The sequence below is a fragment of the Corynebacterium ulceribovis DSM 45146 genome (assembly GCF_000372445.1).
GTDB lineage: Bacteria > Actinomycetota > Actinomycetes > Mycobacteriales > Mycobacteriaceae > Corynebacterium > Corynebacterium ulceribovis.
Map to the genome: position 1 here is coordinate 148,805 of NZ_AQUY01000003.1, position 18,613 is coordinate 167,417.

Annotated in this window: 12 protein-coding genes; 6 read left to right on the forward strand and 6 right to left on the reverse strand. The window is 58.4% G+C overall.

What is annotated here, in order from left to right; translation table 11 throughout:
• Positions 1 to 13: 13 nt before the first annotated feature.
• Positions 14 to 529, reverse strand: a complete 516-nt coding sequence (locus A3EC_RS0109255) for an NUDIX hydrolase (protein WP_040428444.1) — start codon at positions 527 to 529, stop codon at positions 14 to 16.
• A gap of 71 nt (positions 530 to 600) precedes the next feature.
• On the opposite strand from A3EC_RS0109255, the gene A3EC_RS12015 reads away from it, so the two are divergent.
• From A3EC_RS12015 to A3EC_RS0109275, 4 genes are all read left to right on the forward strand, one after another.
• On the forward strand, positions 601 to 2,046 hold the full coding sequence (locus A3EC_RS12015; protein ID WP_018024904.1) for a hypothetical protein: 1,446 nt from the start codon (positions 601 to 603) through the stop codon (positions 2,044 to 2,046).
• A complete protein-coding gene (locus A3EC_RS0109265; RefSeq protein WP_156812916.1) occupies positions 2,046 to 3,083 on the forward strand; it encodes a glutamate ABC transporter substrate-binding protein in 1,038 nt (345 codons plus the stop codon). Before A3EC_RS12015 ends, A3EC_RS0109265 begins: the two co-directional genes overlap by 1 nt.
• The gene (locus A3EC_RS0109270) at positions 3,076 to 5,982 is read left to right on the forward strand and encodes a serine/threonine protein kinase (RefSeq protein WP_018024906.1); all 2,907 of its coding nucleotides are present in this window, start codon (positions 3,076 to 3,078) and stop codon (positions 5,980 to 5,982) included. Before A3EC_RS0109265 ends, A3EC_RS0109270 begins: the two co-directional genes overlap by 8 nt.
• Before the next feature lie 86 nt (positions 5,983 to 6,068).
• On the forward strand, positions 6,069 to 6,830 hold the full coding sequence (locus A3EC_RS0109275) for a L,D-transpeptidase (protein WP_018024907.1): 762 nt from the start codon (positions 6,069 to 6,071) through the stop codon (positions 6,828 to 6,830).
• Positions 6,831 to 6,959: 129 nt separating this feature from the next.
• On the opposite strand, the gene A3EC_RS0109280 is transcribed toward A3EC_RS0109275, so the two are convergent.
• Complete coding sequence (locus A3EC_RS0109280) at positions 6,960 to 8,159, reverse strand: acetate kinase (RefSeq protein ID WP_018024908.1); 1,200 nt, start codon at positions 8,157 to 8,159, stop codon at positions 6,960 to 6,962.
• A gap of 1 nt (position 8,160) precedes the next feature.
• Entirely contained in the window at positions 8,161 to 9,642 is a 1,482-nt protein-coding gene (pta, locus tag A3EC_RS0109285) for a phosphate acetyltransferase (RefSeq protein ID WP_018024909.1), read from the reverse strand.
• A gap of 347 nt (positions 9,643 to 9,989) precedes the next feature.
• Between pta and A3EC_RS0109290 the strand changes: the two genes are divergently transcribed.
• Positions 9,990 to 11,396, forward strand: a complete 1,407-nt coding sequence (locus tag A3EC_RS0109290; protein ID WP_018024910.1) for an FAD-dependent oxidoreductase — start codon at positions 9,990 to 9,992, stop codon at positions 11,394 to 11,396.
• 131 nt (positions 11,397 to 11,527) lie between these two features.
• Here A3EC_RS0109290 and A3EC_RS0109295 read toward each other — a convergent pair whose 3' ends face one another.
• From A3EC_RS0109295 to A3EC_RS0109310, 3 genes are all read right to left on the reverse strand, one after another.
• The gene (locus tag A3EC_RS0109295; protein WP_083880012.1) at positions 11,528 to 13,234 is read right to left on the reverse strand and encodes a thioester-forming surface-anchored protein; all 1,707 of its coding nucleotides are present in this window, start codon (positions 13,232 to 13,234) and stop codon (positions 11,528 to 11,530) included.
• A 581-nt stretch (positions 13,235 to 13,815) separates the two neighbouring features.
• Entirely contained in the window at positions 13,816 to 15,909 is a 2,094-nt protein-coding gene (locus tag A3EC_RS0109305; protein WP_018024913.1) for a VaFE repeat-containing surface-anchored protein, read from the reverse strand.
• Between the two features lie 437 nt (positions 15,910 to 16,346).
• On the reverse strand, positions 16,347 to 17,636 hold the full coding sequence (locus A3EC_RS0109310; protein WP_026162372.1) for an adenylosuccinate synthase: 1,290 nt from the start codon (positions 17,634 to 17,636) through the stop codon (positions 16,347 to 16,349).
• 90 nt (positions 17,637 to 17,726) lie between these two features.
• Between A3EC_RS0109310 and A3EC_RS0109315 the strand changes: the two genes are divergently transcribed.
• Positions 17,727 to 18,590 (forward strand): hypothetical protein, encoded by an 864-nt coding sequence (locus A3EC_RS0109315; RefSeq protein WP_018024915.1) that lies wholly within the window; start codon positions 17,727 to 17,729, stop codon positions 18,588 to 18,590.
• Positions 18,591 to 18,613: the final 23 nt, after the last annotated feature.

Consider the following 18,613-nt stretch of genomic DNA (forward strand, 5'->3'; position numbering starts at 1 on the left):
TGCACGTGTGCTGCTATGGTTGTGGGTTTTTCCTGGCTGTAAGGTCCGCTTCTGCTTGTTGACGGATTCGTGGCCACGCCGCGGCGAATGCTGGGAGCAGCGGGTAGTTGGCAACCTCGTCGAGCGGTACCCAGGCCAGTTCGAGGGATTCTTCGTTCGCTTCGGTCGCTAGTTCACCTGCGGTGCTGCCGATGACTGTGGTGTAGGTCCAGTCGCCGGCGATGTCTGGCCGGTTGGGGTCGGCGGGGAATGGTCCGGCGGTGACTAGTTCGGTGTGGACGGTCACGGATTCTGGGGCGATGCCGGTTTCTTCGTGGGTTTCGCGGAGTGCTGCTTCGGCGGCGGTTTCGTGGGAGTCGCGGGCGCCGCCGGGTAGTGCCCAGGTGCCGCCTTGGTTGGTCCATGGTGCGCGGTGTTGCAGTAGGACGCTTCCGGAGTGGGTGATAAGTAGCAGGCCAGCGGCGCCGTACTTCCCCCACATGGATGTGCCGTTGGGTCCAGCGGCGTAACCATTTCCGTCGTTTCTCATATCTTCAACTGTAGGGAATTTCGGCCGGTAAGATCAGGGCAAGTAAGCGTTTCGACGGAAAGGGGGCGGGCATGCAGCGTTTGACCCGCCGCACTCGTTTCCGTCGCACTGCCGCGGAGCCGAATGGTGCTAATGGTGCGGCCGCACTGCCAAGCTTGGTCGAGGATGACGATTGGGTGTTGGAGATCCGCGAGTCGCATCCGTTTTTGGATCGTGTCCGGGCGGCGTTGTCGCCGGTTGCGGTGTATCCGATGCGGACGTTGCGGTTTTTGCGGACGTCCCCGGGCTTGATTTCGTTGGTTGGTGTGGTGTTGGTGGCCGCTATTTTGGCGGCGGGTTTTGCCATGTCGTCGACGGCGTCGAGTCAGGAGCGGCAGTTGCAGGTGTTGTCGGATAGTACTGAGCCGTTGGCGAATTCGTCGCAGAATTTGTATTCCAGTTTGTCGGAAGCGGACGCTATTTCGAATACCAGCTTTATTCGTGGCAGTTTGGAAACTCCGATTGCGCGGCAGCAGTACAATACCGCCACTGCGAATGCCAGTTTGTCGATTCTGGAGTCGGCGATGGGTATGGGTACGGGCAATGAGAAGGCGGCCCGGTTGCTGGCGGAGATTCAGACGAAGTTGCCGGTGTATTCCGGGATGGTGGAGTCGGCGCGGGCGCAGAGCCGGGCGGGTAATCCGGTGGGTAATGCGTATCAGGCGAGTGCGTCGGAGTTGTTGCGTACGGAGATTTTGCCGAATGCGGCTGAGCTGCACAGTTTGACGATTGATGAGGTGTTTGAGCAGCAGCGTCAGTTGGCGACGCCGCCGTGGGTGCCGCTTTCTGGGCTGTTGGCTGCGGTGTTTTTGTTGTTGCTGGCGCAGCGTTGGTTGGCGGAGCGGACGAAGCGTCGTTATAACGTTGGTCTTGCCACGGCGACGGCGTTGATGGTGATTGCGTCGTTGCTGGTGGGCATTGTGTCGGCGGTGACGTGGTATGACTCGAATAATTCGCAGCAGGCGGCGACGGGCCGTAGCGCCCCGCTCAGCCAGTTGACGCAGATGCGGATTACGGCGCAGCAGGCCCGTTCGATGGAGACGTTGTCGGTGATTGAGCGGCCTGCCGATTCGGTGACGACCGAGTTTGATGCGGCGTTGGATCATGTGGAGATTCCGCTGATGCAGATGCGTGATTCGGTGAAGGATCCGCTGGCGGTCGACCATGCGTTGACGTTTATTGGTGAGTGGCGCCGGTCGCATACGCTCACGCAGGCCCGGCTCAGTAATGGTGACCATAAGGGTGCGGTGGCGATTATTTTGGGTAATGACCCGCAGCAGAATTCGGCGTCGGCGTTTAATAATTTGGATAAGGTGCTGCAGACTTTGATTGTGTCGGCTCGCGCGAATTTGCGGGAGTTTATGAAAAACTCGTTGCTGTTTTCGCAGGCGATTGCGCAGATGGTTTTCGTGTTGTCGCTGCTTGCGGTCGCTGCGGTTGGTTTGGGGCTGCGCCCACGTCTTCAGGAGTACCGCTAATGAGTCGTGTCCATTGGCCAATACGTCGAAAAGCGCAATGTTTTTTGGGCTTTTTGACGGCAGGGTTGCTGCTCTCCGCCTGTTCGGGGACCACGGAAACCGCCGCCCCGTTCGAAGAGTTGGACTTGGGCGCCAGTGCCACCGCCGGGAATGTGCCGTTGCCGCCGGGCAGCCGGGTGACGGAGGCGAAGGACATCCCGAAGGAAGATGTCTTGGATGAGCAACCTGCCGGGACGCTGCGGCCCGATGATTTGGAGCCGAAGAAGCGGGTGCCGCAGATTGTGCAGCGGGGTCATTTGATTGTTGGGGTGGACCAGTCGCAGAACCTGCTGAGTTACCGCAACTCGGCATCCGGTGACTTGGCGGGGTTTGAGGTGGATTTGGCGCGGGAAATTGCGCGCGATATTTTCGGTAACCCCGATGCGGTGGACTTCCGATTTGTGGATTCGGAGACGCGGACGCAGGCGCTGCGGGAAGGCCGCGTGGATATTGTCATTCGGACGATGACGGTGACGAAGAAGCGGCAGGAGCAAATCGCGTTCTCTGCACCGTATTTGACGGCGGAGGCGCAGCTGCTGGCGCCGAAGGAATCCGGGATCGTGTCGACCGATGACCTGGATGGGCGGACGGTGTGCGTCTCGCAAAGTTCGACGAGTATGGCGACGGCGCGGAAGTACGCTCCTGATTCGAAGGTGCTGCTGGTGCGGAGTTGGGCAGACTGTTTGATGGCGCTGCAGCAACACCAGGCCGATGCGGTGCTGTCCGACAATGTGATTTTGGCGGGGATCCGTGAGCAGGACCCGGCGATGGCGATTGTGGGGCCAGTGCTGACGAATGAAACGTATGCGGTGGGGATTCCGAAGCCGACGCCGGATATTCCGACGGAAGGGCTGGTGCGGCAAGTGAACTCGACGCTGGAGCGGGTGCGCCACGATGGGACGTGGACGCGGATGTACCACGACTGGCTGGGTGAGTATTTGGGTCCGATGACGTTGCCGCAACCGGAATATCAGCCGGAGGAGGAAGCTAATGGCTGATTCGGAGCGTCGCGACGACAATCCGTCTGCTGAGGTAGAGCGGGACTCGTTTGAGGAGCCGTCTTCTGACGTGGAGCGGACGCCGGACCCGGAGCGGAACCCGCCGCGCGACCCTGACTATTCGCTGCGGTTGCCTGAGCATCAGGCTACTTTCCATATGCCGGAGGGTGACCGGCATGCGCATAATCTGCACCAAAGTACGTCCGGCTCTGGTGGTATCGGCACTGGTGGCGCGGGTGGAGTCGGCACGGGTGGAGTCGGTGGAGTCGGCGCGGGCGATGCGGGTGCTGTCGATGACTTCTCCGAACACACTGGCGGAGTCGCACGCACCGGCGCGGTAGCGCGTACCGGCGCTGTGCCCCACACCGGCGCTGTGCCCCACACTGATGTGGCGCAGACCGGCGCCGAAGCACATACCGGCACTTCGGCGGTGTTCTTCGATCCGTTCGCCGACGACGATGATGACGAATACGACGTCGATATTGCCGCGCTCGGTGATTTAGGGGACTTGTCGAAACTGGCGAATAAACCAGGAGCCTCCCCCGCCGCCACTTCCCCCGCCGAGTCCGGCGATGGCCCGACGGTACGCACCGATGTGCCACCTTCCGGTGACGGCCCGACGGTGCGCACGGAAGTGCCACCAACCGGTGATGCCCCTACCGCGCGACCGGATCAGGACCCTTCGGCTGCTCAGGAGAACGCTGGGCGGGAGTCGATGCGTCGGGCGATGGATACGTTCCGGAAGCGGCGCGGTAACCGTCGACAAGGCCTCAATGTTGCTGACGGCATGGTCACGTTGCCGTTTATCACCCCGACCGACCCGGAGTCCGCCATCATTGACCCGGCGGCGGCAGTTGCGAAGGGCACCCCGGCTCCGACGCTGAAGGCGGGCGACATTATCGCTGGTCAGTATGAGATTCGTGGGCCGATGGCACATGGTGGGCTCGGCTGGATTTACTTGGCGATTGACCATAATGTGTCGGACCGCTGGGTGGTGCTGAAGGGCATGATGTCCGGCGCGGGTAGTCAGTCGTCGGCGGTGGTGGATGCGGAGCGGGCGTTCCTGGCAGATATTACGCATCCCGGCATTTTGAAAGTGTTCAACTTCATTGACCAGGAGGGCTCCCCGACTGGCTACATTGTCACCGAGTATGTGGGTGGTCCGTCGCTGCGGCAGTTCCGTAAGCGGCAGCCGAAGGAGCTGTTGGAGGTAACGCAGGCGATTGGTTACATGTTGGAGATTTTGCCTGCGCTGGACTATTTGCATTCCCGTGGTGTGGTGTACAACGACCTGAAGCCGGACAATATCCTCATCACGGAGGACCAGGTGAAGTTGATTGACTTGGGTGCGGTGACGGGTATCGGCGCGTATGGCCACATTTATGGCACGCCGGGGTTCCAGGCGCCGGAGGTGGCGGTTGATGGGCCGACGATTGAGTCGGATCTGTACACGGTAGGCCGTACCCTCGCGTCGCTGATTGTGCGGTTGCCGGTGGAAAATGGCCGTTATGTGGATGGGTTGCCGTCGCCTGCGGATGAACCACTGTTCCAGCGCCATTTTTCGTTGTATGCGCTGCTGGCGCGGGCGACGCATCCGAAGGCGGAGTTGCGGTTCCATTCGGCGAAGTCGATGGCGAATCAGCTGATTGGTGTGCTGCGCGAAATTTTGGCGACCCGCGATGGGAAGCTGCACCCGTATAACCAGTCGCAGTTTTCGCCGCAGCGTTCGACGTTCGGCACGAAGCATAAGGTGTTCCGCACGGACCGGCTGATTGACGGTGTAGAGCGTGACATTGCGATTAATGCCACGGAGATTGTGTCGGCGTTGCCGGTGCCGTTGGTGGATCCGACGGATCCGGGTGCCCGCCTGTTGACGGTGGTGAGTTATGCCGACCCCGAGGAAGTGGTCGATACGCTGCAGCGGGCGGCGGCGAACCCGGAGTATGACGAGAGCGCGGAGGTGCCGTTGGGGATGTCGCGCGCCCTGTTGGAGCTCGGTGAAATCGAAAGTGCCCGTAAGGTTTTGCAGGATTGCCTGCCGAAGATTCAGCGGACGTGGCGGCATAGTTGGTACACCGGCGTCACTGCCCTGCTTTTTGACGATTACCCCGAGGCGCAGCGCCGATTCGCGGAAGTCTTGCGGATTGTGCCAGGTGAACCGGCTCCGAAGTGGGCGCTGGCGGCGACCTGTGAGCTGATTTTGCAGCAGGCTGGGTTCGCGGATGAAGCGTTGCTGGACCCGGAAACGGTGTTGGGCACAATTTTCCCGCATTCGTCGAAAGGCCGGGAGTCGTTGCCGTTTCTGCCGGAGCGCACGGAGCTGCAGACGGAGCTGCTGGGGCGGTTGCCGACGACCGCGGAGATTCCGTCTGAGGATTTCGAAATGATGCGCTTTTTGACGTTGCACCTGTATTCACTGGTGTGGACGACGAACCCAACGACGGTGTCGACGGCGTTTGGTTTGGCGCGGCATCTGATGGCTGAAGGGTTGATTGAGCAGGCAATAAGTGCGCTGGACCGGGTGCCGGCGCCGTCGATGCACCAGCGGATGGCGCAGCTGACTACCATTTTGATGTTGGTGGAAGGCGCCCCGAAGGAGTTGACGGAGTCGCGGATTCGCCGGGCTGGTCGACGCCTCGAGGAGTTGCCGAATAATGAGCCGCGTTTGGAGCAGATGCGGCTAGCGGTGATGAGCGCGGGGCTGAATTGGTTACGCGAGCATGATTTGAAGGAGTCGGCTAGTTCTAATGAATTGTTGGGGTGGCCGTTTACGCAGCGGGGGCTACGGGAGGGGCTGGAAAAAGGGCTTCGTCAACTAGCCCGGAACTCGCCTTTTGCATCTCACAGATTCAAATTGGTGGATATGGCTAACGCTATTCGTCCGCGGACGATGTTCTAAATGACACAGGCTTTAATTAGGTCTTTTTTAAGTTCTAGTTGGGCTGCAAAAATGCAAGTTAAAATTGAAAAGGCTATTCTGACCCCATGATTTTTTTCCAGCGTCACGCACGCAAGAACACGTCCTCCCTCCGCCACTCTGTAGTTGCGCTGGGCGCGGCTGCTGTGATGGCGCTGGCGCCCCTCGGTGCTGGTGCTGTGGGCGGCCCAGCTCCGGAAGCCCAGGCACAGTCCGCTGCCGGCTCTTCGGATTTCTTTAGCAACCCACAGCGTGCTGCACAGCAGTACGTCAATGAGTTGAACTCGGCGAACTCCAGCAGCCGCGAATTCCTCGGTGTGGAACTGCGCAACGCCGCTAAGCACAACCCGGTTATCGCCGAAATCGTGAAGCTGATTGACCGCACGGCCCCTGGTCTGCTGCCTAAGCCAGCTCCGAAGCCTAAGCCGACCCCGAAGCCTGCGCCGAAGCCAGCTCCTAAGCCTGCGCCGAAGCCACGCACGTCCCCATGCCCACCGAATGCGAAGGCGTGTGTGGACTTGAAGGGCCGTAAGACGTGGATTCAGAAGAACGGCAAGATTGTCTACGGTCCGGTGAACCACGCTCCGGGTAAGCCGGGTCAGGAAACCCCTCGCGGTTCCTTCACTGTGAAGTACAAGGTCAAGGACGAGATTTCCCGCGAGTTCAATAACGCGCCGATGCCGAACGCGGTGTACTTCACCTACAACGGCCACGCTTTCCACTACGGCGACTTGAGCTACTTGTCCGCTGGTTGCGTCCGCCTGCCATGGAATGCGTCCGAGTACTACTTCAATAACTTGAACCCAGGTGACTTGGTGTACATCTGGTAATTCCAGCGCCAGCGCCATTCTGGTGCTTTGCGCTATTGCAGCGCTAATGCCAAGAGCCGGCCTCCAGTTCGTTCTGGGGACCGGCTTTTTGACGTTTACGGGCGCGCTCCGCGCGCCCACTGTCGTGAACTACTTTTCGGTGAGCTCCAACGCGTACTGGGCAATCGCCAGTTCTTCGTTGGTTGGGATGACGAAGACTTTCACGGTGGAGTCGTCGGTGGAGATCAGACGTGCTTCGCCGGTGTTGTTTTCGTTGCGTTCCGGGTCAATCTTGATGCCGTAGGCTTCGAGATCCTTCAGGACGTCGGCACGCACTTGGGCGACGTTTTCGCCAACACCTGCGGTGAAGTTAATGGCGTCGACGTGGCCCAGCGGAATCATGTAGGAGCCGAGGTAGCGGCGCAGCTGGTGGATGTAGATGTTGTATGCCAGCCATGCATCTGGGTCGTCGTCAGCAATCATCCGGTTGATTTCGCGGAAGTCATTTGCACCGCAGATGCCCTTCAGGCCGGACTTCTTGTTGAAGATGGTGTCAATCTCGTCGATGGACAGGCCGTTGCGGTACAGGTGGAACACGACACCTGGGTCGATGTCACCGGTGCGGGTACCCATCATTAGGCCCGCCAGTGGGGTCATGCCCATGGAGGTGTCCACTGCGCGTCCACCGGAGACTGCCGAGACGGAAGCGCCATTGCCGAGGTGGAAAGTGATCTGGTTGATTTCCGATAGGTCCTTGCCCAGCAGCGCTGGGGTCTGCTTGGACACAAACTCATGCGAGGTGCCGTGGAAACCGTAGCGGCGCACACCGTGCTCGGAGGCAACTTCTTTGTTCAGTGCGTACACGGCTGCTGCTGGTGGCAGGTCGTAGAAGAAACCGGTGTCGAACACGGCGACGTGCGGCAGGTTCGGCAAGATTTCGCGTGCGGTCTTGATGCCTGCGACGTGCGCTGGGTTGTGCAGTGGCGCCAGTGGGATCAGGTCTTCAATCATGCCCTGAATCTGGTCGTCAATAAGCACTGGGGTGCTGAACAACTGACCGCCGTGCACCACTCGGTGACCAACCGCAACTAGGTCCAGCTGGGTTGGGCCGACGTTGTGTTCGGTCATCAGGTCGAAGGCTTTGGACAGACCTTCGGTGTGGTCGGCGATTGGCGTTTCGATTTCGTACTTTTCGCCGCCAACTTTCAGGACGATGGCGCCGTTGTCTTCACCGATGCGTTCGACGAGACCGGAGATCAATGGTTCGGTGTCGGTGTCGCCTTCGGCGTCCAAGATTTGGAATTTGATGGAGGATGAACCGGAGTTCAGAACAAGAGCGAGCTTCGTCATATTATTTTCCTCCAGCTTGGATAGCGGTAATTGCGACGGTGTTGACGATGTCATCGACGGTCGCGCCGCGCGACAGGTCGTTGACTGGCTTATTCAGACCCTGCAGAATCGGGCCGACTGCGAGTGCGCCACCGGTGCGCTGGGCAATCTTGTAGCCAATGTTGCCGGCATCTAGGTCCGGGAAGATGAAGACGTTCGCGTTGCCGGCCACCTTGGACTCTGGCATCTTCCGCTTACCGGTTGCTGGGTCGACAGCAGCGTCGAACTGCAGTGGGCCGTCCACTGGCAGGTTCGGGTCAAGGCCACGAGCGCGCGACAGTGCTGCCGCAACCTTCTCCACGTCTGGGCCGGTGCCGGATGCGCCGGTGGAGTACGACAGCATGGCCACGCGTGGGTCAATGCCGAACTGGGCGGCGGTCTTTGCAGAGACCACTGCTGCTTCACCGAGCTGCTGGGCAGTTGGGTTCGGGGAGACTGCGCAGTCGCCGAATGCCCACAGGCGATTTTCCATCACCATCATGAAGATGGAGGACACAGCGGATACGCCTGGCTGGGTTTTGATGATCTGGAAAGATGGCTTGATGGTGTGTGCGGTGGTGTGCGCCGCGCCGGAGACCATGCCGTCGGCTTTGCCCTTGTGAATCATCATGGTGGCGAAGTAGGAGATATCCTTCATCGTCGCCCGGGCGTCATCGAGGGTGACGCCCTTGTGCTTGCGCAGTTCTGCGAAGTCCGCGGCGAATTCTTCCGCCAAGTCGGAGGTCTCTGGGTTGAACATCTGCGCCTTCGACAGGTCAAAGCCGAGCTTTTCCGCGCGGGCCTTAATGTCCTCAACATCGCCGAGGATGGTGATGTCACAGATGTCTTCAGCCAGCAGGCGGTGTGCTGCTTCCAGGATGCGGTCGTCTTCGCCTTCTGGCAGCACAATGTTGCGCTTGTTCAGCTTGGCTTTAGCCAGCAGTTCCGCTTCGAAGCGCTGCGGAGTCATCACTGGTTCGACGTCAGTGGCCACGAGGTCGCCCAATTCGTCATCAAGCTTAACGACCGGAACCCCCAGGTCCGGCAGCTCCCCGGCTACCTCTCCGGTGACCAACACGCCGGCGACGGTGGCGAAGCGGCGCTGTACCTGGGCAATGGCGACGCGGGCGCGGACCAAGGCAGCTTCGGAGACGCAGGCGGCGCCGGAGAGGGTGAGGACGACAGCGGAGCCGAGGACGGCGGCGATGCGGGCGTCGAAGTCGAGGTTGTCGGTGCCGGTGTAGATGTAGTTTCCGGCAGGCAGTTTGTTCACATTGCCGACAATGTGGGTTAGGGCTTCGCCTGGGTTGTCGAGCACGAGTTCTGGGGAGACACCGTGTGGGCCGCCGACCGTGTGCACGAGCTGGGCGTTGTCCATTGCGGCGGTTAGGGCGGCAATGACGTCTACCTGGCGGTCTGAGGAATCAATGGCGGCAACGAGTACCGACTGTCCAGTAGTGGTCACTAGGTGTCCTTTCTTCACAGAATTCACCGAGCACAGCTGGGGTTCACTGGGCTGCGCGTCACGCTTCACAGCATTAACAACTTCACAAAAACATAGTGACTTTCATCCGTCATTGTTCCAGATTGTGAAGCCAGTTACATAAATCAGCCCGTCAACTAACCCCGTTCGCCACCAAAACCAAAGGTCAGGCGCCACACCACCCCGCACTATGTGCGGCAAATCACCTTCACAGGGTGGGTTTGGGGTACCTGCCGCGGGTGGCGCAAACCGTGTTCGTTCCTGCCGACCGGAACCAGTACCATATAAGGCACACTTACATATTCTATTTCCCAGCGAGGTAGCAACACATGACTCGTCCTTTGCGAGTAGCTGTCATTGGCTCCGGCCCAGCAGGCGTTTACGCATCCGACGCCCTGCTGAAATCTGAACGAGAGGTCAGCATCGACCTATTCGAAAAGATGCCGGCACCGTTTGGCCTGATCCGCTACGGCGTGGCCCCAGACCACCCGCGCATCAAAGGCATTATCCGCTCCCTGCACAAGGTGATGGACAATCCGAACCTTCGCCTGATTGGCAACGTCGAAATTGGCAAAGACCTTGCCATCGACGACCTGTGGAAGTTCTACGACGCCGCCATCATTGCCACCGGCGCTGTTGGCGACCGCCCAATGGGCATCCCTGGCGAGGACCTCGACGGTAGCTGGGGCGCCGGCGAGTTCGTCGGTTTCTACGACGGCAACCCACTATTTGAGCGCGACTGGGACCTGTCTGCGGAGAAGGTTGCGGTTATTGGTGTCGGTAACGTGGGCCTGGATATTGCGCGCGTGCTGGCGAAGACCGCCGATGAACTGCACGTGACGGAAATTCCGGACAATGTATATGAGGCACTGAAGAAGAATCAGGCCAAGGAAGTGCATGTGTTCGGTCGCCGTGGCCCAGCGCAGGCGAAGTTCACGCCGCTGGAGCTGAAGGAACTGGACTACTCCGACACCATCGAAGTGATTGTGAACCCGGAGGACATTGACTACGACGAGGCGTCGGAAAATGCGCGCCGTAGCTCGAAGATTGTGGATATGGTCTGCGAAACGCTGGAGGGTTACGCCATCCGCGACCGCCAAGGCAACCCACACAAGCTGTACATTCACTTCTTTGAGTCGCCAGTGGAGATTCTGGGTGAGGACGGCAAGGTTGTTGGCCTGCGCACCGAACGCACTGAGCTGACTGGTGATGGCCGCGTGCGGTCGACCGGTAAGACCACGGATTGGGATTTCGGTGCGGTGTACCACGCGGTGGGTTACAAGTCTGATCCGTTGCCGGATGTGCCGTTTGACGAGCGCACGAACACCATTCCGAATGAGGGCGGCCGTGTGCTGGTGGAGCCGAAGCGTGAGGTCCCTGCCGGTGAGGTCGGCGATGAGGTTAATGCGTCGACGAATGCGTTCGTCACGTCTCTGTACACCACTGGTTGGGTGCGCCGTGGCCCGGTCGGCCTGATTGGTAACACCAAGGGTGACGCCAATGAGGCGGTTGCGAACCTGCTGATGGATTCGGAGCAGGGCTACCTGAATGACCCGGTCGCGCCGGAAGAGTCGGCGATTATTGAGGAGCTGGAGTCCCGCGGTATCCGCTACACCACGTGGGAGGGTTGGCACCAGCTTGATGCCGCGGAGCGCGCCGCCGGTGAGGCCGAGGGCCGCGAGCGGAAGAAGGTTGTGGAGTGGGAGGACATGGTGCGCCACTCCCGCGGTGAGTAGGTGGTCACCGGTTTCGCTTATTGACGTTTATAGGCGGCGAAGTGAAGGGGCCCAGGGAAGAAATTCCCTGGGCCCCTTTCTTGTTCCTTAACTCTTACTGCCTAGGTCTGGCTACCTCTGACTAGTCCGGGTTAGTCTTCCGTGCGGCGGCGACGGATGACGTATGCCAGTGCTAGGCCGGCGGTTGCCATCGCAAGAAGGGCTAGCGCGAACATGGTGATGTCCACACCGGTGCGTGCCATGACACCACGGACACCAGTTGGTGCAGTGTAATGTCCGGCAGCAACCGCCTCTGCTGGGGTGTTATTCGCTGGCGCACTTTCCGCTGGGGCGTGCGCACCAGGGACCTTGACAGCTGGAGCTGGCTGGGCTGGTCGGTAGGACTTGATCGCTTCTTCTGGTCGGTTCGGGGTGCGGTCCGCCTGGTAGGTCGGCGTACCGGTAATGCCATAGAGCAGGCCGCCGATGCCGAACAGGCTGGTCAGAATGGTTACGATCCATCCCATGTCGGCTGGCTTTGGCGAAGGCTTCGGCGCAGGAGCAGGAGCAGGAGCAGGAGCTGGCACTGGTGCCGGCGGTACGTCCTCGTCGGCTTCAGGAGTCACTGGTGGAACAACTGGTGCCGGTGGAACTTCCTCCTCTTCGACAGGCGTCGGAGCTGGCGGAACAACTGGCGCCTCTGCAACGCGCACAGTCTGGTCAACATCGTTAATGTCCTCATGTTTACCAACAAATCGCTTCGCTAGGTCCTCCAACTCAGGAGCGGAATCCTCGGCAATCGCGCCTTTGAAAAGGTACTCAAAGACAACAAGTTCTTTACCGGCGTAGCCTTCTGGGACCTCAAACTCGACATCTACTTCGTTGGTTGCACCAGCGACGAATTCCTTCTTACCGCCGATCGCGGTGATAGCAGGCTTGCCGAAAGCATCCTTGTCCATGATGCGACCGAGCAAAGTGTAGGTCTCGCCTTCTTCAAGGTTGGTGATCGTGACCTTGTCAGTGACCTTGCCGCCTTCAGCTGGAACAACCTTGTTGTCCGCGGCGTTGTCGGTCGTAGCGAAGGTGTCGACGTGTGGTTCCTCCAACGAGCGACCTGTTTCTTTGTGCACCGGTTCAGCACTCAGCAGGTGCTGGTAGCCATTACGGCCACTGTCATCCAGAGGAGACAGGTAAATGTGAAGCGCCATTTCTTCTGGCACAGTCACAAGCTCGGGAGCGTCCTCAACATGATTACCGATGAGTGCCTGGTATGCGGATTTCATTGCTGGCCGGATATCCGGAGTCGCGTAGTTGTAGCTCGGAGAAGCCCCACCGATGGTGCTCGAGTCTGTGAAGTGCCAGACTGCATCCTGAGTGACTTCGTAGAATGCACCGTCAGACAGTCCAAAGTGTTCTTTCAGTCCGGCTGCATTGTTGTCGTAACCATTGTAAATGGCGGTAAGGATTCCCTTTTCCAAAGACTCGGCATCCTCAAGTGGTTTCATTGCGAGTTCATGGAACCCGCCATTGGTGACTAGAGTTCCAGTGAACTGGGGCTTTTGCGATGAGCTACCCAGTGGTGGGTACGAACGCTGCAGGTTGAAGCAGTAGACAGTTTTGCCGTCTGCTGCGGTCAGTTCGCCGTCCAGCTTCTCGGAAACAAACAGGAAGTTATCGAACGAGGTTTGTCCGTTCGTTTCCAGCCCTTTTTCATCCATGTAGCCGCGGAACACTCGTGCCTGCTGAGCGCCATCTGCTGCTACGCCGTCCGTGGCCTGCGCCACGCGCGCGCAGGCGAGCATCATGCTGAAGGCTAGGAGCACCGCCAGCATTAGTCGCAAAGGGGTCACCTTTGTCATTGTCACCTCCGTGTAGAGCGGAGCTTTTCTACTGTGTCTAGAACCCCGCGATTTCAAGTATGAAATCAGAAGCTATACCAAGCTAAATACACGGCACAAGCAGGCATTATCTTGAAAATCCACTACCAAAGTGGACAGATCCGTAATCCCCCTTCGCCTGCCATCAAACTTCATTATTCAGCGCTGGTTCAGCGGCTTTTTTACAGTAGTCACCAACATGAAAAACACCCGCGCTACCCCCTGACCCAGCCTCATAGAACACACTTCCCTCTGCGCGTGGGTAACTTTCGCGTGTTTTACTATCCCAGCAGCCTGATCCTTGTCGGAAAACTTCATCATTTGCGCTGGAAAACACACACATTCTGGACTATTACTCAGCGCACTTGTCCTGCAAGGAAGTGCCCGGCTGCACCTGCGGCGGTGTGCCAGATACGCGACACCATCAGATCAGCGCCCGGCTACTTGCAACCAACACAGAAAGAGGCAGCCTCCCATTTCACTGGGAAACTGCCTCTTTTGATGAAGTTTTGCGGGCTACCTAAGCCCTAGTTGTTCGCTTTTCGACGGATTGAATCCGTTTCTTATGCGTTGCGGCGGCGTAGTGCAGCTGCGAAACCTGCAGCGGACATCAGCATCAGCGCCAACACAGCCAAGAAGATATTCACGCCAGTATCCGCAGAGATACCGCGGGAATTATTCTGAGCCGACTGGACGCCTTCGGACAGCTTCGGAGCAGGCTTCTGCCCTTGTGGGGCTGGGTTTTCAGGCGACTTCTGACTTGGCTTATCTGCCTTGCTTGGGGAGTCCTTGCCCGGAGTCTTCGACTCAGGCTTGGAAGCCTTGTCGTCCGGCTTCGGAGTCTTCGGCTTGTCTGGGGTCGAAGAACCAGACGAGCCGGAAGAGCCATTGGAGCTCAAACCGATCAGACCGACCACACCAACAATCAGCGCAATAATCCAGCCCCACTTGCTAGAACCGTTGGTATCTGGAATCTCTGGGACTTCCGGCACTCCAGGCACCTCTGGTGCCGTCACAGTGACAGTCTGACCCGCATCGTTAATATCGTCGTGAGACTTGATGAACTTCTGATCGCCAGAACCATCACCCGACTCAGGATTGACCACGCCTTCAAACAAGTACTCAAAGACCACATACTCAGAGTCTTCATCCACAGTCGGAGCAGTCAGCTCCACATCAACAAATCCATCAGGATCATCACTGGTCGTGAAAGTCTGGTTCTTCACATCTACCGGCTGCGGATCCCCAGTTGGAACAAAGCCTTCCTTCTTCACCAACATCGCAATCAGCGTGTATTGAGTATTCGGCTTCAAACCGGTGTATGTCACTGTGTCGACAATGGTGCCACCGGACTCAACAGATTTATCCTCGTCAGCCTTATCCTTCGCCACCGTGCCCAAGGTGATTGGGTTGTCTGCATCAGCAATAGTGAACGTCTGCTTCTCGTCCATGATGTCTTCATGGACAGCAATCGGCTCGCCAACAGGATTCCCGTAGGTATCTGCCTTGTACAGCCGCTCAAACACAACCATCGTACGGTTGTGCCAACCAGCCGGAACATCAAACTCCACATTGACCGTGTCGCTGGTGTTAGTAGCAGTCGGACGGAACTCCGCCGACCGTGCCTTGATGTTGGTAACAACGGTTTCACCGTTCTTACCCTTTTCCATCAGCTCACCAACAACTACATAAGGCTCACCAATATTCAGGCCCTTGTACTCCACGGTATCGACAACCTTGCCACCTTCAGCGGCAAGCACCTTGTCACTGTTGCTAGGAACAGTCACAGTGGTACCAAGAATTTCTGGATTTGCTGGAGCAGGAACTACTGGTTCCTCCACGAGAGGTTCGCCGGTTTCGTCAACTGGGACGGCGCTCAGTAGGTTCTGATATTCTTTCCAACCGTCTTTGAGAAACCGATTCTTAGCGACGTATAGATGTAGCGCCATTTCTCCTGGAACCGGCTTCAACTCGGGGACACTGTCCACTCCAGCGAGAACCGGTGCATCTGTTTGACCCAGCAAAGTAAAATAAGCTTGTTGCATTGACAGCTGTGCATCTACAGCTGCGTCGCTAAAGCTGTTAGCTGCAGCAGAGTCGGTATAGAACCAAATTGCAGCCTGGGTGACTCTATAGAACTCACGGTTGCTAAGCCCAAATCTCTTCTGGATCGCGTTATGGGCACCTTTTTCTACGTTCTGATTAAAGCCATTGAGGATTACCGACAGCACATTTTGCTTAAGCGTTGCTGGATCGCGCGGGTTCTCTGCATGCTCCTTAATTTCGGCTTCCGACGAGATTACCTCTTTGTATAGCTGAACAGCTTCACTTTGTTTAGGTGCTTGGTCTGTTACATCGCCGTGAGGCGGGAACGCACGACTCAGGTTAAAACAATAGGCAAGCGTGCCATCTTCATGGGTCAACTCATCATTCAGATTTTCAGAGACATAGAGCGCCGGCTTCCGATTTCCACCCCGATCAGCCAAGGCATCTTGATCCATAAAGCCTCTAAACTTGTACTCACTGTCTTGGCCTACAGTTGCATCAGCTGCAGGGTCATTTAGATCCTGAGCCTCCGCAGTACGCACAAATCCTGTCAATAGGCTGATAGTCAGCAGCACTGCAAGTAACAGGCGCCAAGGAATGGGCTTTGCCATATTTCCCTCCGAATTAAGCGGAGCCTACACTCGACCCCACAGCTTTACACTTGATACTCAACAGTACAGGGGGGGAGACAGTGTATCGCAACGACTCAGAAACATGCACGTCTCCCACATTTTTTGTGCTCTAGCAACTAATTGACATAGCCGACACAGCACACCTGCTGCCACCAGCGAAAACCTCGACACCATCGACCTCAACAAGCCCTAGAATTAACACCACACATGGTCGAACTAAACATGAGATTCACCTTGACGTGTGGCAAGGTTCACTTACTTTTCAATTAAATACGTCTGGATTTGTGTCCAGAACTTTAGTCATAGTCAGAAAACACGAAAGGCAGTCTCCCGAAAATCAGGAAACTGCCTAAAATTGTGCGCACTCGGCGCGTGATTCAATACGCCAGCTAACGTGCGCTCCTAGTGTGCGACCGCTACGCGTCCATCACATCATGCACGGTAATCGTCTGGTCGCGGCCTGGGCCGACGCCAATGTAGGAAATGCGGCAACCCGACAGCTCTTCCAAGCGCTTCACGTAGTCCTGCGCGCGCTGCGGCAGCTCCTCGAAAGTCTTGCAGCCAGTGATGTCCTCATCCCAGGCAGGCATGGTCTCGAAAATCGGCTCCGCATGGTGGAACTCCGACTGGGTCAGCGGCATCTCATCATGACGCACCCCATCAACGTCGTATGCCACACAGATTGGAATCTCACCAATGCCGGTCAAGACATCCAGCTTGGTCAGGAACAGGTCAGTGAAACCGTTCACCCGGCTGGCGTAGCGGGCCAGCACGGAGTCGTACCAGCCGCAGCGGCGCTTGCGGCCAGTGTTCACACCGACCTCACCACCGACGGTCTGCAGGTACTCGCCCCACTTATCAAACAGCTCCGTTGGGAACGGACCAGCGCCCACACGGGTGGTGTACGCCTTAATAATGCCCAGCGTCGAAGTAATGCGGGTTGGGCCAATGCCTGCGCCGACGCACGCACCACCAGACGTCGGGTTCGAGGAAGTCACGAACGGGTAGGTGCCATGGTCGACGTCCAGCATCGTCGCCTGGCCACCTTCCATCAGCACATGCTTGCCCTCATCCAGCGCCTGGTTCAGCACAAAAGTACTGTCAATCACCATTGGGCGAACCCGGTCGGCGTAGGACAGGAAGTACTCGGCGACCTCATTCGGGTCAATCGGCGCGCGGTTGTACATCTTCACCAGCATCTGGTTCTTCACATCCAGTGCGGATTCAATCTTCTGCCGCAGAATCGACTCATCGAAGAGGTCCTGCACGCGGATACCAATGCGGGCCACCTTGTCCGCGTAGGTCGGGCCGATGCCGCGGCCGGTGGTACCAATCGCGCGCTTGCCCAGGAAGCGTTCCTGCACCCGGTCCAAGGTGATGTGGTACGGCGACACTAGGTGTGCGTTCGCGGAAATGCGCAGGCGGGAAGCGTCCGCGCCGCGGGCTTCCAAGCCATCAATCTCTTCGAAAAGCGCCTCGAGGTTAATGACAACACCGTTGCCAAGCACTGGGGTTGCGTTTTCGGAGAGGACACCAGCTGGCAGCAGCTTCAGTTCATACTTTTCGCCGCCCACCACAACGGTGTGGCCAGCGTTGTTACCGCCGTTTGGTTTGACCACGTAGTCGACGAGGCCGCCGAGAATATCGGTTGCTTTACCTTTGCCTTCGTCGCCCCACTGAGCACCAACAATAATAATTGCGGCCATAGTCACGTCACTTTCCGAAAAATCGAGCATGGACGTTTCTTTATTCTACAGCACCGGCTGGCGCATTTTCCCGGTTGCTACAGTTACGGCATGCGCCTGCACCTGCTGACCTGTGGCACCGAGCTGCCCGACGCCGCCCAGACCGTCCTGCGTGACCTGGAATTCCCGGTGACCGAACACAGCTTGCCGCCGGTGCCCACCCGCCGTGACCTCACTTTCATCCGCGACGCCGCGAAAGAAGTCCTGCCGGTCGATGACTGCCCCACCGAGGCAGAGATTCGGCAGCGCCCTGATGTGCCCCACCAAGGGTCACCCGAACGCGCCCCGCAGCAGCCGTCAGAACCGTTGCGGTTGGTGGTGTTTGGTGCCGATGCCGCGTTGGCCGCTGTCGCTGGGCAGCTGACTAAGTGGGGTTTGCTGTGGGTTGAAGTCGCGTTTGTGCCGGTGGTCCATTCCGTCGCCGCCACGAACTGGGGCCTAAACACTGACATCGCCGCCGCCACCCGCATCGCGGCCACCGGTGACGTGCAGCCGGTGCCGCTGATTCGTGACGAAAACGGCCACGCCATCGTCGGCTACGCGCAGCTACTACCGGCCGCAGATGCCGACGACTCCCCCACCGCTTTGACCGGAGAGGTATGGGTCGACCAGGCCGAGCTGTTCTCCGGGACCACCGCGGGGGTTCAGGTCCGACCGCTTATTGACGCGCCAGGGCTTGTCGCTGCCGAAATCGCGGAACCGCAGCCCGCAGGATGGCCAGCAAAACTTCGGCATAAGACTGTGCTGCGCGATGTGCACGGCAAACCGCGGCAGCCCCGCCGCCCACTGACCGGGCGAGCTGTGCAAGCTGGCTCCCCTGGCTTCACCTATATCCACGACGGGGTTGCGGCGAAAAAGCCACTCGAGCGAGTGACCATCTACCGGCACCTATTTGACTTGCAGCTGGTCCGCTAGCTGCGCAGCCAGCTGGCGCGCGG